Annotated in this window: 8 protein-coding genes; 4 read left to right on the top strand and 4 right to left on the bottom strand. The window is 32.1% G+C overall.

Annotation, left to right across the window (positions count from 1 at the left end; genetic code table 11):
• Nucleotides 1–6: 6 nt before the first annotated feature.
• Complete coding sequence (gene guaA / locus Q0822_RS16650) at nucleotides 7–1,542, bottom strand: glutamine-hydrolyzing GMP synthase (protein WP_299125845.1); 1,536 nt, start codon at nucleotides 1,540–1,542, stop codon at nucleotides 7–9.
• Nucleotides 1,543–1,776: 234 nt separating this feature from the next.
• On the opposite strand from guaA, the gene Q0822_RS16655 reads away from it, so the two are divergent.
• The 4 genes from Q0822_RS16655 to Q0822_RS16670 all read left to right on the top strand — a co-directional run bounded on the left by Q0822_RS16655 (nucleotide 1,777) and on the right by Q0822_RS16670 (nucleotide 7,209).
• Nucleotides 1,777–3,342 (top strand): MBL fold metallo-hydrolase, encoded by a 1,566-nt coding sequence (locus tag Q0822_RS16655; protein WP_299125847.1) that lies wholly within the window; start codon nucleotides 1,777–1,779, stop codon nucleotides 3,340–3,342.
• Between the two features lie 134 nt (nucleotides 3,343–3,476).
• Nucleotides 3,477–5,339, top strand: coding sequence for a tetratricopeptide repeat protein (locus Q0822_RS16660; RefSeq protein ID WP_299125849.1), 1,863 nt, complete (start codon nucleotides 3,477–3,479; stop codon nucleotides 5,337–5,339).
• A gap of 203 nt (nucleotides 5,340–5,542) precedes the next feature.
• Nucleotides 5,543–6,238: a hypothetical protein gene (locus Q0822_RS16665; RefSeq protein ID WP_299125852.1), complete on the top strand. Its 696-nt coding sequence runs from the start codon at nucleotides 5,543–5,545 to the stop codon at nucleotides 6,236–6,238.
• Nucleotides 6,229–7,209 carry a hypothetical protein gene (locus tag Q0822_RS16670; protein ID WP_299125854.1) on the top strand — a complete coding sequence of 327 codons (981 nt, stop codon included), beginning with the start codon at nucleotides 6,229–6,231 and terminating at the stop codon, nucleotides 7,207–7,209. The genes Q0822_RS16665 and Q0822_RS16670 overlap by 10 nt, the downstream gene beginning before the upstream one ends.
• Before the next feature lie 78 nt (nucleotides 7,210–7,287).
• On the opposite strand, the gene Q0822_RS16675 is transcribed toward Q0822_RS16670, so the two are convergent.
• The 3 genes from Q0822_RS16675 to Q0822_RS16685 are packed head-to-tail and all read right to left on the bottom strand — an operon-like array spanning nucleotide 7,288 to nucleotide 15,852.
• Nucleotides 7,288–7,995, bottom strand: coding sequence for a hypothetical protein (locus Q0822_RS16675; protein WP_299125857.1), 708 nt, complete (start codon nucleotides 7,993–7,995; stop codon nucleotides 7,288–7,290).
• Nucleotides 7,992–13,640 (bottom strand): T9SS type A sorting domain-containing protein, encoded by a 5,649-nt coding sequence (locus Q0822_RS16680; RefSeq protein ID WP_299125859.1) that lies wholly within the window; start codon nucleotides 13,638–13,640, stop codon nucleotides 7,992–7,994. The genes Q0822_RS16675 and Q0822_RS16680 overlap by 4 nt, the downstream gene beginning before the upstream one ends.
• Nucleotides 13,641–13,671: 31 nt before the next feature.
• The gene (locus Q0822_RS16685) at nucleotides 13,672–15,852 is read right to left on the bottom strand and encodes a hypothetical protein (protein ID WP_299125862.1); all 2,181 of its coding nucleotides are present in this window, start codon (nucleotides 15,850–15,852) and stop codon (nucleotides 13,672–13,674) included.
• Nucleotides 15,853–15,860 lie beyond the last annotated feature (8 nt).

Below are 15,860 nucleotides of genomic sequence, written 5' to 3' on the forward strand. Positions count from 1 at the left end.
GTTTTATTATTCCCACTCAATAGTTGCAGGTGGTTTAGAGCTTATATCATACACTACTCTATTTACACCTTTTACTTTATTTATAATTTCATTTGAGGTTTTTTGCAAAAACTCATATGGTAAATTTACCCAATCTGCAGTCATACCATCTGTACTTTCTACAGCTCGTAAAGCTACGCATTTTTCATAAGTTCGTTCATCACCCATTACTCCCACACTATTTACTGGCAATAACATTGCACCAGCTTGCCACACTTTGTCATATAAATTCCAAGAACGTAGATTATTTATAAAAATAGCATCTACCTCTTGTAAGATGCGCACTTTCTCAGCAGTTATGTCGCCGAGAATACGAATTCCCAATCCAGGTCCTGGAAAAGGATGACGACCTAAAAGTTGACTATCCATATTCATAGAAGCACCAACTCTTCTTACTTCATCTTTAAATAATGCTTTAAGCGGTTCAACAACTTTTAACTTCATATAGTCTGGTAATCCACCTACATTATGATGACTTTTAATCGTTGCACTTGGTCCTCCAGTTGCTGAAACACTTTCAATAACATCTGGATAAATTGTGCCTTGCGCCAACCATTTTACGTCTTTTATACGATGTGCCTCATCATCAAAAACCTCAATGAACACACGACCAATAGCTTTTCTTTTTAGCTCTGGATCGCTCAATCCCTTCAAAGCATCCAAAAAGCGTGCCGAAGCATCTACACCTTTAACGTTTAATCCCATGCCTTCGTATTGATGCAATACATCTTCGAACTCATTCTTTCGTAAAAGTCCATTATTAACGAAGATGCAGAATAGGTTTTTTCCAATAGCTTTATGCAACAGCATTGCTGCTACTGACGAATCTACACCACCAGATAAACCTAGCACTACTTTATCACTACCTAGTTTTGTCTTTAATTCATCAACGGTTTCTTCAACAAAAGATTGTGGAGTCCAATCTTGTTCTACCTCAGCTATTTTTATTAAAAAATTATGTAAAAGCTGATGACCGTCTGTAGAATGGTATACTTCTGGATGGAATTGAATAGCATAAGTCTCTTCACCTTCAATTTTAAAAGCAGCATTCTCAACATCTTCAGTACTTGCTAAAAGAACTCCATCAGTTGGAAGTTGTTTTATCGTGTCACTATGACTCATCCAAACCTGACTACCTTCATGAATGTTCTCAAAGAAATCTTCATCAGATTTAATGAATCCCAAATTTGCTCTTCCATACTCCCTAGTATTAGATTCAGCAACTTCACCACCAGAAAAATGTGCTAAATATTGTGCACCATAACAAACAGCTAACATTGGTTTTTTTCCTCGTATTTGAGATAAATCTAAATGTAATGCATCTTCTGAACGCACAGAAACTGGACTACCAGATAATATAACAGCTTTAAAGCTTTCTGAATCGTTAGGGATTTTATTGAAAGGATGGATTTCGCAATAGATGTTTAACTCTCTTACTCTGCGCGCAATAAGTTGTGTGTATTGCGATCCGAAATCTAAAATTAGGACTTTGTTGTGTTGCATGTGCAAAAATAGAAATGATTTAGGAATTACAATTTACGTTTTGCTGTTTTTTAAATTAACTTTTTAACAGTTTATGAGTTTTATCAAAAACAATACACTCCCTTTTAAATAACTAATAATAAATTTTCAGAAAAGCAAAGTCTTTACACAACATCTCAAAACAAATAATGATCTAAAAATCAGTTATTTAAAATTAAATATTATCTTTAAATCACAACCAAAACAATAAAACTTATGGAAACCTTTATAGCTGAAGATTTTGTATCAATCTATAGAAAGAGATCTGATGGTACTTATAAAAAAAGTGATATTTTAATATTTGGAGATCCTTTTGAAATTATTGAATATTCTTCACAGACAAGAAAAACAAAAGTTAAAATTCTCAATCGTTTTTTCAGCCCATATGTAGGCTACATTAAAGGAAAACCAAAAACCATGACCAAAAGCACTCTAAAAATGTCCATGGTAGATGTACAGCAAGGAGATGGTATGGTTCTACAAACTCCAGATGATAAAATCATAATTATAGACGGAGGACACAATGTACTTTTTGCGAGGCATTTTGCAGCCAGATTTAGATATAAAAAATCCTCATCTTCAAATCCTGTTCCTGTTGATGCCATGATTATAACTCATGGTGATGCAGATCATTTTCAAGGTTTAAACGAACTTGTGAAAGCTGAAAAATATCGTGGTGCAAGACGTTACAAAAAAGTAGCGATACAACCTAAGCAAATACTACACAATGGATTGGTAAAACGACCATCCTCCGTTACTGAGAAGGACAGATTAGGAGAAACAGTAGTCGATAATGGAAAATTATTTATTACAGAATTAGTGGATGACCCAAGACAAGTCCCACTCAATGAGCAAAATATAAAATTTAAAGCTTGGAAAAAGTCACTAGATCATTGGTCAGCTAGAAGTCCCATTATATTTAAGAGAGTTAGTCATGGAATGAATGAATCTCAAATTTTTAATTTCCTCGATAATGATATAAAAATAGATTTACATGGTCCTTTTACGGAAAAAGTTACTAAAAATGGGCAAGAAGTTGAAGCATTACCTTTTTTACATAAGCACGCACCAGATCCAGAAATAGAAACACAGGGACTTAGCACATCATCAAATAGTTTTTCTTCTTCGCATACTATCAACGGACATTCTATTGCCTTTAGACTATCCTATGGCAATATTAGAATTAATTTTACTGGTGACCTAAATGAAGAGTCAATGCAGATCCTTAATAAGAAGCTAGATGATCGTTTATTAAAGGCTGAAGTATTAAAAGCACCACATCATGGTTCTCACGAGTTTGATTTTAAAACCCTTAATAAAATGGAACCTATTGTATCATTAATTTCTTCAGGTGATGATAGTGAATTTTGGGAATATATGCATCCTAGAGCTACATTAATGAACGCTTTAGGTAAGATTTCTAGAGAGGACAAGGGTGTTATTTTTTCAACGGAATTAGCTGCCTTTTTTAAATATAAAGACCTCTCTTTTAAAAATAGTGATCTTAAAAATTTCTTTAAAAATAGTACTAAAACATCATTCTCAAAAGATGAGTTAACTGCTATGTTTTCTCCGACATTAAAAGATGATGGTTTAAAAGATATTGTCTATGCTGGTTTTGAACGTACAAATTTTGGACTCATTGAATTTAGAACTGATGGAGAACGTGTACTTGTATTTACCCATAGCGGAAAACCATGGGTAAAAGAATCGTATGCCTTTACAGTTAAAATGGAAAACGGTAAACGCGTTATAAAGTTTGAAGAATTAAAAATCAGATAGGAAGCATAAAGCTCAATCATTAAAAAACCCTAAGGTTGGTAAAGAACTGATTTTTAAGTTAGTTGTAGTAAAAGCAAACCAAATGGTTTGCTTTTTTTTATTACCTTTAAATGTCTGCTACTAATTTTTACATTATGCGTGAAAAATGTTTTTTCTTTATATTACTAGTGCAGGTATCTATTTCTACTGCGCAACAAAATCAAAAAAAAATTGATAGCCTTTTAAGTCAGATAGAATCAACTAAAATTGATACTATAAAAGCCTCAAACTATATTGAATTGGCTGAAATATACAGATTCAAACAACCAAAAAAAACATTAGATTATGCCAGAAAAGCATTAAAACTATATCAAAACTCAAAAAATAACAAAGGCCAATCTCAAGCTTTTTTTTATCAATCATCATATTATAATTCTATAGGTAGAATTGATTCTGCCAAATATTACACAAAAAAGAATATTGAACAATTATGGCTTGCTAATGATACTTTAAATGCAAGTAGCCAAACTTCCAATTTAGCTTATTTTGAACTCGCTTCTGGTAATACGGATAAAGCCATTACTATGCTAGATTCGCTAGCTCCAATTTTTGAAAAATTTTCAGATACCTCAAGGTTGGCAAGAATCTATGTAGTTAAATCTCAAGCATATAATTTTAAAGGATACTCTAATTTATCAGTCGATGCCAACCAAAAAGCTTTAAATTTATATAAAACATTAAAGGACTCAGTTAACATCGCTCAAAGTTTAATGCTTATTGGTGACGCATATCAAGGTAATGGTAAACAAAATGAAGCGATTGAAGCTTTTGAGGAAGCTCTAGATATATACAAAACCTTGGACAACAAAATATTTATTGCTCAAGCTCAAAGCTATATTGGAGATTCGTATCTAAATTTAGGAGAATACAATAAGGCAGAACGCTACTTATCCGATGCCCTTATTTTATCAAAGGAATTAAATTTTAATAGTAATATAGCTCGAAGCTATTTAAACTTAGGGAGACTTAAACTTAACCAAAAACAGTACGATAATGCCATAACACACTTTAATGAGGGACAAGAGCTATATGAATCGTTAAGTATACCGCACAACGAAACTCGAGCAAAATTCTATTTAGGTCAAGCTTATTTTGAAAAAGGAGATTATACAAAAGCTATTGCTTTACTAGATGAAAGTATTACTATTTCAGAAAAAATAAATGATATACAAAGACTAACAGATGCTTTACATTATAAGTCATTAGCACTCGATAAAACAGGAAAAGCTGAAGAGGCTTTGTCTGTTTTTAAAAGAAACAAAAGACTAAACGATTCTTTATTTAATATTGAAAATAAGCAAAAAACAGAAGAGCTACAGATTGTTTATGAAACTGAAAAAAAGGAGCAAGAAATAGCATTACAGGAAAATGAAATAGATCTTTTAGAGGAAAGAGCAAAAGTCAGCACCTTACAAAAATGGCTTTTAAGTAGTGGCCTAACCCTTTCTTTAATTGCTTTAGGATTCGGCTTCTACGGTTTTAGACAAAAAATGAAACGTAATGGATTGGAAAAAGAGAAAGTTGATGCTGAATTAGAGTTTAAAAAGAAAGAACTCACCACGCATGCATTACAATTAGCCAAGAAAAATGAAGTTTTGGAAAAATTAAAAGTAAAGGCTGAAGCGCTTAAACTTGATAGCGATAGTAAAAATGGCTACCAACAATTAATACATACCATAAATTTTGATTTACAAGATGACAAAAATTGGGAAAGTTTTACCTCATATTTTGAACAAGCCTATCAAGGATTTAATGAAAAAATAAAGGTACGCTATCCGGAAATCAATACTAATGATTTACGTTTAATAGCGCTTTTAAAAATGAACTTATCTAATAAAGAATTGGCTAGTATTCTTAATATTTCACCAGACGGAATTAAAAAAGCACGTTACAGATTACGCAAAAAACTCAATTTATCCACTGAAGACTCTCTAGAAGATACGATCATAAACATATGATTACCAACAATTTAAATCATTAACTATCGCTTGTCTACCGCTTGTCTACCGCTAATTTTAGCTAATACAAAATCTTGATTATAAGTTTACAATGTCATTAAGTTGACAAACCAGTTTTGTGGTGTCTTGCGCTCGCTTGGGCTGCAGACCTTTTAGGCGCAAGGTCACGCAAAACCATGTTTAACCACAAAACACTTTTAATCATGAATTATTTAAAAAACACTTTCGTATTTGCTTTATTATTAAGTTTTATTACAACATCTTGTTCTAGTGACGATTCCAGTTCAAATCCTTCTCAGCAAACAACCGATAAAATTGAATTGTCATTGACTACCTCCAAATCTGCATATCAAAATGCCAATGTTGGTTCTTGGGTTAAAATTACTGGTCCTGAATATAATTTATTGGAAATAACGCTCGATAATGTTAGTAAATCAGGTACCACAGATGAACAATATAGCTTTAATAGCAATATTATTCCCGTAGGCTCAGGTGATGATGGAATCACAATGGCAAACAATAATGGTGCTACAATTCCTAATAATGGTTATGTGTTTGCCTTTAGATACAATGTTACCGAAGACAATGTTGATTCTGCTAAAGTAAAAATTTCTAGTACAAATCCTCAAGACGAATATAGTAACCTAGGCTCTACCCTGCCAATGCACGATTCTGGAGAAAATTATTTTGTATTAAAAAGAAATAATACACCAACTACTAATTCTGGATTTTTAGCCATTTTTTGTCCTAAGAAGATAGGTTATAAAGAGTTAGCAAGTACTAATACCATTTATTATTTTTCGCAATCTGATGCTTCAACTTTAGGGACTACTGGAGCCACTGATACTGCTGTTATTCTTTACCAAGGTTTAAGTACAACTGAGAAACAATGGGACTAATTATGATTGGATATATACTAAAGTTTAGGCAATTTAGAAATTATTCTATGCTTATAGCTTTCATTGTGCTCATCTCAAATTGTAGTGATGAAAAAGTAGGCTCAAAAGATGAATCAACCATTAGTTTAGTTGCTGAGAATTTTCAAACCATAATAAACGAAAACCCAATGAGCACTGAGTTTTTGGGAACTATTGAAGTCAATATGGATGCTGAGTTTTATATTATCTCACAAAATCCACAAGGAGCCATAGAAGTAGATGCTGTAAATGGTAACATAACTATTGCAGACGAAACTTTATATGACTACGAAACTAATCCTGTGATAGAAGCCACAGTACAAGTTAGTACAATTAATGAATACGTAGAATCTACAATAACGATAAATCTTAATGACATAGATGATATTGAATTTCACTTAACTGAATCTAAACAAGCTTATAAAGATGCAGATGCAGGTAATTGGATTTTAATTACAGAAAATGAATTCAATACGCTTGTAACTGAACTGAACGAGATTAGGAAAGTTGCGACATCGGATGTTCAATATAATGCAAACTCTACAACATATGGTGCAAATTCTCCCTCAACTTGGGCAAATAATAATGGATTGACAATTCCAGAAAATAGTTATGTATTTGCTATTAAATACAATGCATTCGAAGATAATAATTCATCTACACGAATTAAGCAATCTATTTCTGACATAGCAGGTGATTATGAGAATGTTGGCAGTACGTTGCCTAACCATAATAGTGGTGAAAATTATTTTGTACTTAAGGGAAATACCTTGGAGACTAGCAACATTGGTTTTTTGAGTATTTACTCTCCAAATAAAATTGGGTTTAAAGTTAATCCTGAAAGTATATATGCTTGTGAGCCAGGTGAAGTCTCATTTTTTTATAATATAGACTTAACCAGCTCTCTGATTATGTACCAAGGATTGAGCACTACCCAAAAACAATGGGATTGATAAAACAATCTGAATTAGTCAAAAAAAGCAAATCTTTAAAGATTTGCTTTTTTTATTTATAACTAAGGATTATTTAAACTATTCTAATATCCTAAACTGATAAACACCAGACTCTGATGTATTACCCTCAGCATCTTTAGTGACAATTTCCCAATAGTAAATGCTACCTGGTGCTACAGCAACTGTCAGTTGATTTGAAGTCATATCACTTGTGTTTAATGTTGGCGAGCTTTCTGTACCGAAATACACGTCATAACCAATAATATCATCATCAACATCGCTACCACTCCATTGTAGTGTAATTGAGGTAGTAGATGCTAAATTCTCTGCCATTGTCGGTGATAAAATTTCTGCTGGAAAAGGTGCATAGGTCTGTTCGCCTGGTCCTGCGTTGTAAAAGTTCCAAATAGCACTTGTTTTAGTTTCTTCCTGTATATCATATTCTACAACCCATCTGTAGGCCTGTGAACGCTCTATTGTTATGGGCAATATAAAATCTTCTGTTATATATTCTGTAATAACATCGGTGTCTAAATTCTGCACACTCAGTTTATAGCTTAATGCGTTATCATTAGGTATCCATTCAAAATTCACAGTACTTTCGGTTGGTGTTATATTAGTACCTTCATTGCACAATGAACCTTCAAATGGAAATATTAACTGAACTCCAACCTCAGGGTCTTGCGCACCATTACCATTGCCGTTATTTATAGGTAAATCATCTGTAGTGTCTTTACATCCTAATATAAAAACTAACAAACAAAATATGTAGTTTACTCTTTTCATTTTTTTACAATTTTATATACTGATGTTTGCTTCTTTGACTCTATTTTAACCATATAGAAGCCAGCTTCTAACTGACTAGTATCTATATTCAAATTAGAATCTTGATTGCTAAATATTTTATGCGCCACTAATTGACCTAAATTAGAGTAGATACGAACCGTAATTTCTTCTTCTATATTACTTTTACTTATATTAATTTGATCTTCAAAGGGATTTGGATAGAGCATAAACTCATTAGTCATGAGTATTTGTTTTTCGTATATACCTTGGCAATCTAAATCTGTACTTACTTTTAAATTGTTTACACCTTGTTGTAACTGTAAGTTGATCGTTGAGTTGTGCGTAATAAACGAATCACCATTAAATTCTATCTTATAGCTAGCACTACCAGATAAATCTACAGAGACCTCATTACCTGAAGCAGATCTACTCGCAAAAACTTCGAGCGGTTCTGGTTGAGTAATAATAATGGTATAACAACTTTCATAATCTGGCCATTCTGCAATAGTGATGCACATTTCGTAGGTTCCAGCTAACAGATTTAACATGTCAACACTATTGGTAAAATTATATTCTTGATAGAAGTCTTCACTAGTAAGTGTTGCTGTGTAGGCGTAAAGTTCTTGAGTTTCTATTGAAATTTTTCCATCATTACTGTTCATACAGGATTCGCCAGTAATCAAAATTGTAAAGTTGTCATTTGGCAAATCTATTATAGCACATCCAAATAAATCCACTGTAGCACCAAACTCCGTACTTGGGCATAAATCGTCTTCGTTTGGTACACCATCATTATCTGCATCTTCGCATATGGTTTGATAGCTAGCCGTATTATCTTTGAGCCAATTGTCATAAAGTCCATCTGTGTTCGAAATAACAGCAACTGGATCATCTACCAAAATACATCCTAAATCAGGATTATTTGTAGCATTAAATATGAGTAAGTTTTCATTATTACCATTTTGAATATTTAACTGATCTGCGATTAAAATATTGGCTTGGCAAAACAAGATGCTTAAATTTATATTCTGAGTAAAGTTTAAACTACTAATTTGGTTAGAGCCACAATTAACATCCTGTAAATTTATTAATTGATCAACTGATAAATTGGTCAGCATATTATTGGAAACATCTAAATTAATAAGGCTTAAATTGTTCTCTAGATTTATCTGAGTTAAGTTATTATTAGACACGTCTAAAGATGTTAAGTTAGAAAGTTCGGCTAAATCAATAAGTGAAAGTGAATTACCAGAGACATTTAAATTTACTAAGAGCGCATTATTACTTAAATCTATAGTTGAAATTAAATTTTCTCCTAATTCTAAACTGGTTAGATTCACAAAATCTTCAATACCAGTTATATCTGAAATTTCACTTCCGCTGACATTTAAATAATTTATATCATCAATGTTTTCGGTTAAGACATAATCATCTAAAGGACCGGAATCATAGCCAAAATCAATTAAGGCTTGTTCAAAATTGTCATCTGGTACATAAGTTTGTCCGAAAAAGCATTCGATTGCAAATTGAGCCGTAGCATCAATTGACCAAGTTGCACCTGAAGGAACTGAACCAGTATCTGTTTCTACACAGGTTAAATTAGGATTATTCTGTGCATTTAAATCAGTTAATATAGCATTCTGTCCATTTCTTATATTGAGAAGCTCTAATAAGTTAGATTGACAACTTATGTTTGTTAAGGATTGATTAAGCTGAAAATCGAGTTCCACAATAGTGTTATTATCACAATTAAATACTTGTAAAGACAACACCTCACTTGTTACAAACGAACTAAATGAATTACTGGAAATATTTAGATCGATAAGATCTGTATTTGCACTAAGACCTATAGTACTTATAGAATTACTAGAGCAATTCAAATTGGTTAATAAGACATTACTTGAAACATCTAAATTAGATAACTGATTGTTTGAACAGTCAACACTAAGCAAATTAGTGTTAGAGCTTAAATCTATCTCTCCTAAAACATTGTTAGCGCAGTTTAAACTTTCTAAAGCTTCAAAATCTTCTATACCTGTGAAATCTGCAATAGCATTTCCACTAACATCTAAACTTGTTAATATATCAATATTAGCAGTTAACACATAATCATCTAATGGTCCTGAATCATAACCTAAAGCTATTAACGCTTGTTCAAAGTTATCGTCTGGCACATAGGTTTCTCCAAAGTTGCAATTTACATTATATGAAGTGGTTTCATCTTTTATCCAATTTACAGGAACATTATCTGCATCATCAACCTGAATACAATCCAAATTTGGATTTCCAGAAGCATTAAAATTAACTATATCTTCATTTATACCATTTTGAATGTCTACAAAACTTAGAAGATTATTTGAAAGGTTTATAGAAATTATTTCTGGACAAAAATCAGTTTGGTTGGCTTCAAAAACACATGCAGAAACTGCCATTGTCGTTAAATCCATATCACTTTCAATTTGATTGTTGCTTACATTAAGAGCTTTTAATTTCCCTAGATTATTGGAGAGAATTAAACTCGTTAACATATTTGAACTTGCATTGATTTCAATTAAATCAACAGTATTACTTAAATCTAGTTCAGTTAATTGATTACTAGAGCATGATATTATTTCGAGAAGTAGATTTGAATCTAAGTCTAGTTGTGTTAGCTCATTAAAATCGCAATTTAAATGTTCTAAAAGCGTGTTTGCAGATACGTTTAGTTGAGATAATTCGTTCTGAGACACTAAAACCTCTTCTAAATCTGTATTGCTTAATAAGTTTAAATCTGAAATCTGATTAATTGAAGCAGATAGAAAACTTAAAGTTGTATTGTTAGTAACATTAAGTTGCGTCAACTCATTTGATGCACAATCTAATGATATTAATGCCTGATAATTATTAACCAACAGACTTGATAAATTGTTATTTGCACAGCTCAACCTAGTTAATGTTGAATTGTTTACACTTGCTGTATTCAAATTATCTAGCTGATTACTATTACAGTTTACGTCTTCTATATTAGTATTACTACTTATGTCTAAATTCGTTAAATCATTATTAGAACAATTTAAAGTTTTCAGTAGTGTATTGTTGTTGATATTTAGAAGAGAGAGATTATTATCAGCACAATCCAATACCTCTAGATTGTTATTCTGAGACGTATCAAGGTCACTTAAATTATTACCAGCGCAATACAATTCTTTTAAGCTAATAGTTCCTGTTGTATTTAATAAACCATTAGGATTACTAACATCATTAGTTAACAGGTAATTAGAGCTACAGTTTAAGCGTTCTAAATATACCATTCCGCTTACATTTAAATTGTCTAAAAAATTACTACTACAATCTAATTCTATAAGTGATTTAAAATCTTGAATACCTTCTAAGTTAGAGATACCTTCACCACTAACATCTAAAGCTAAAATATGCTCGATATTAGCTGTTAATACCTGATTATCGGTAACATCATCATAACCTAAATCAATAAGTGCCTGCTCAAACAAAGCATCAGGTATTGCAGTAAACCGATTATTAATGCAATCACCATTATAGATTGCAAAAGCATCCTTTTGCCAACTTGCAGGAATGTTTCCAACAACGGCGTCGTCAACATTTATACAGAACAAATTGGGATTATTTGTCGCATTAAATGCCGTCAATGAGCCATTATTTCCATTTTCAATATTAAGGGTTAATAAGTTGTTGTCATTACAAAGTATTACTGTTAAAGCAGTATTAGTAGTTAGGTTTAAATCTTCGATTTGATTGTTGGAACAATCTAGATTAACCAATGCAGTATTTGACTCTAGATTCAACTCTGATATCATATTATTTGAGCAATTCAAGTCCTGTAATAAAGTAAAATCTTGAATTCCTGTTAGATCAGAAATAGCTAATCCTGATATATCTAAAGGTGTTGCGAGCGTATTGATATCTGCTGTTGCCACAAAATTATTTAGTGTTCCATCTGTATCAATACCTTGATCAATTAAAGCTTGTTCAAAATTATCATCAGGAATATAGGTACCACAAACTAAGTTATATGAAGCTGAAGCATCCTTCTGCCAGCCTGTAGCTGTATCTGAAAATGCTACATCATCAACTTGAATACAAAACAAATTTGGGTTATTTATAGCGTTAAGGGCAGAAATAGATGTATTAGTTCCATTGTTAATAGTTAATGCGAACAAGTTGTTATCATTACACAACAGACTTACTAACCCTATATTGGCTGTAACATTTAAGCTTTCAATTTCATTAAAAGAACAATCTAAATCATTTAGCAATACGTTAGCACTGACATCTAAACTAGTCAATGAATTATTTGAACAATTAAGAATCGTTAATGCCGTATTATTAATTAGATCCATTGTCTCAATTGCATTACTCGCAATATACAATGTTGTTAAAGCTGAATTTGCATTTAAATCTAATGCTGATAAATTATTGTTAGTGACATCTAGTTCTAATAAGGTTGTATTATTTGAAAGATCTAAACTCTCAATAGTATTAGTACTGCAATCTAAAACTTCTAAGGCTGAAAAATCTTCAATACCTACTAAACTAGTTATTGACGCATTAGATATATTTAAATCTGTAATCATAGCTATATTAGCCGTTAAAACTAAATTATCTGAGGTATCATCATACCCTTGTGTAATCAAAGCTTGCTCAAAATTATCATCTGGTACATAGGTATAAATATCTACACATGTGTTTTCGCTGTAATATGTCCAGCCATCTTTTATCCAACCAGAAGGTGTAAAACCACTATCAATTTGAATACAAAATAAGTCTGGATTGTCAGTTGAGTTGACTACAGCAAATAGGTCGTTATAACCATTCGCCACAATTAATGAGGTTAATTGATTTCTTGAAACATTAATTGTTGCCGAACCTTGACATAAGGTAATTGGATCGGTTTGTGGATCTGGACAAATAACGGTATTTATAGTGCTTAAATCTAAATCGGTTAATACATTATTAGATGCATCTAGGTTTTTTAATACTGTATTTGCCGCTAAGTTTAATGCACTAATTTGATTAGAAGAACAAAACAAACTTTCTAAATTAGTATTGTTATTTACAAATAACTCTCCAGCAATTCTGTTATTTGAAATACTTAATATAGTAAGATTAGTATTGTTAGAAACATCTATAGCAGAGAGCTGATTACCTGATGCTGTGAGGCTTTCTAATACAGAATTGTTTGAAACATCTAAACTCTGAATTTGGTTATCGGAACAATTTAAAGTCTCTAAATTAGTGTTACTGTTTATTGAGAAAGCAGTCAAAAAATTAGAACCGCACAATAATGATATTAAATTAGTATTGCTTGAAATATCTAGTGCTGATAAATTATTATTGTTACAAATCAATGTTTCCAGAGCTGAAAAATCTTCAATTCCAGATAAGTCTGAAATTCCTAGTCCATCAATACTAAGAGATACAACAGTATTAATTCTATCAGTTGAGACTAAACCATTATTGGCAATACCATCTCCCATACTTGCTGCGTCACCTAAACTAACTATTGTGCCATCTTCAGCATGAGTCTCAAGATAATCCTCAAAAATTGGATCTGGAATAGCTGTTTGTGCGTCTAAAGATGACACTGTAAAAAGTAAGACCAGAAAAGAAATTAGCATATTATTTTTCATAACACTAATGTTTCTAAAGCTTTAGATTATTCTAATTTTTAGGTTCTAAACTTATTTCTTTATGGTAATGGATTTGCTTATCTAAATTGGTCATTATTCTTTCCATTATCTCATTCTTAAAATTAGGATCAGTCTTTAGTTTTTTCCAGAAAACATGTTTTTCTATATCAATACCTTGAGCTTCCATTTGGTCTTGAGCCATTTTTAAGCCTTTTTCAATATCTTCTCTAGTTATTTCAAAATAGATAATCTCTCCTCTTTCAGTGTCCATGATTTCATACTTTCTGTCATCATACTTAGTTGCACTTTCAGTTTCATTAGACTGACTTGCAAGCGCCTCTAACTTTGAAGCTTCTATATTACCAGCTAGCATGTCATATATTTTACTTATTTCATTTTTTAAACTGGCAATTTCAGCATCTTGTTCATTTACTTTCTCTTCTAATTGTAATAATATTGGGTTGTTATCATTTCTGTTTAAGCCAACTGCTACGTTTATCATATTAAAACTAGCGAGACCATCATAGTTTTCCCATGCTATACCTACGATTTTCTTTACGTTAGTTGTATTAACTTCTGAAGGAGATATCGCTATACCTACACCATCATTTTTACCACTAGGAATGATATAATCTCCTATTCTTACTTTTCCAAAAACTTTAACTGGTACTTGCCCCATAAAAGCTACTTTTTCATAATCTTGCTCTCTACTTTTTGGCATATTTCCTAAAACAATAGGCTTAAAAGAAACAACCATCATTCTCTCGGCACCAGAAGTATTCTTAGATATTTTCCCCCCTTTAATTCCAACAATATCTCCATAAGTCATTTTTTCATTAAGGTCATTTCGCATTAAGTACTCGGCATAATCACCAGATCCTGATGCGTATGTAACACCTTGTAGTGATTCTTTATTAAAGTTGTACAAATCTTTATTGTCATTTGCACGATCTATGGCAAATGCCGCTGCAATCGCTTGAGCCGCTGAAGAGATCATCTCTAGTGCAGAGAATATAATATCCGCAGGACCTGGAGTTACAATACAAGCTCCAAAACCAGTACATGGTCTATAGTCTGAAGCCGCCTTTATAACCTGCGCACCGGCAATAATTTCATCTGCAAGTGCAGAACCATAGTCTATCCAACCATCAAAAATGTCATATTCTAAAGAGCTTTGATCAAATACCCAATCAGCATTATTTTCAAATTCATCAATAGTTTCACCCTCAATTCTACCCCAAGGTGCTGTTCGCATTTCATCATAAAAGGTTATAAAATTGGATTGATTAGATCTACTACCTTGTACTCTTATAGCTAAACCATTAATTCCTCCATCGATTAATAGTGGGTGCCATGCTATTGGCGGATTCTCAAGTGAAACACCATTCATGTCTGATGTAATTTTTACTTGACTACCTAATCCATCAATAACTGTTGTTCCATTTAAATTTGTACTTTGATTAACTACAAGTGCTTCCGCTGATAAATCTCCAAAACTAGCCTGACCATTTACAGTTAAATTACCTAATGTTGTTTGTCCTATAACATCCAATGTACCATTTAAGGCACTATTACCATCAACTGTTAAATCGCCTGTTAAGTAAGATGGGCTGTTCAAATTTACATTGAAGCTACTGTTTAAATTGGTCTCTCCATCTACTGTTAAAGTACCAGATAAGCTAGTTGCATTGCCATTATTTACATTAAGGGAGCTATTTAAATTAGTTGGTAACTCTACGTCTAAATGTCCATGTAATAATGTGTGCCCTTCAACAGTAAGACTATCTGTAGCTCTTATTTTTCTATGAAGTGCATATGGCACATAAGTAAGTCGTTCTCTGCTGATTTCTTCAAAATTAGAACCGCCTTCAAAGTCAATTTCTACTTTTAGGAATTTAGTTGTACCATCCCATTCAACGTCCTCAAAATCATCATTGTTTTCACCTATGATAAGATTTATACGACCAAACTCGTCAGTATCTACAACACGTACTTCTTGAAATTCAGGAGTCTCTAACGGATTGTTACTATAAAGAATAGAAAACCTGAGAGCTATTGTAGTATTAGGTAAATAATTACCTTCTGAATCTACACCAGGTAATTCTAAATCATCTGGTGAGATAATAACTGCCTGATAAGTAATACCTTCAGATTGTGCAATAACTAGAGAAGTAAAGCAAATAAGAAATGCTAAGGTTAGTATTTTTTTCATAATTCTTG

The organism is uncultured Winogradskyella sp., from assembly GCF_947496485.1.
In the GTDB taxonomy this organism is placed as follows: Bacteria; Bacteroidota; Bacteroidia; order Flavobacteriales; family Flavobacteriaceae; genus Winogradskyella.

What these genes read in the sequence shown, in the direction of transcription:
- Q0822_RS16680 (WP_299125859.1), bottom strand. Translation starts at nt 13,640, where the DNA reads ATGAAAAATAATATGCTAATTTCTTTTCTGGTCTTACTTTTTACAGTG.
- Q0822_RS16685 (WP_299125862.1), bottom strand. Translation starts at nt 15,852, where the DNA reads ATGAAAAAAATACTAACCTTAGCATTTCTTATTTGCTTTACTTCTCTA.
- Q0822_RS16670 (WP_299125854.1), top strand. Translation starts at nt 6,229, where the DNA reads ATGGGACTAATTATGATTGGATATATACTAAAGTTTAGGCAATTTAGA.
- guaA (WP_299125845.1), bottom strand. Translation starts at nt 1,542, where the DNA reads ATGCAACACAACAAAGTCCTAATTTTAGATTTCGGATCGCAATACACA.
- Q0822_RS16660 (WP_299125849.1), top strand. Translation starts at nt 3,477, where the DNA reads ATGCGTGAAAAATGTTTTTTCTTTATATTACTAGTGCAGGTATCTATT.
- Q0822_RS16665 (WP_299125852.1), top strand. Translation starts at nt 5,543, where the DNA reads ATGAATTATTTAAAAAACACTTTCGTATTTGCTTTATTATTAAGTTTT.
- Q0822_RS16655 (WP_299125847.1), top strand. Translation starts at nt 1,777, where the DNA reads ATGGAAACCTTTATAGCTGAAGATTTTGTATCAATCTATAGAAAGAGA.
- Q0822_RS16675 (WP_299125857.1), bottom strand. Translation starts at nt 7,995, where the DNA reads ATGAAAAGAGTAAACTACATATTTTGTTTGTTAGTTTTTATATTAGGA.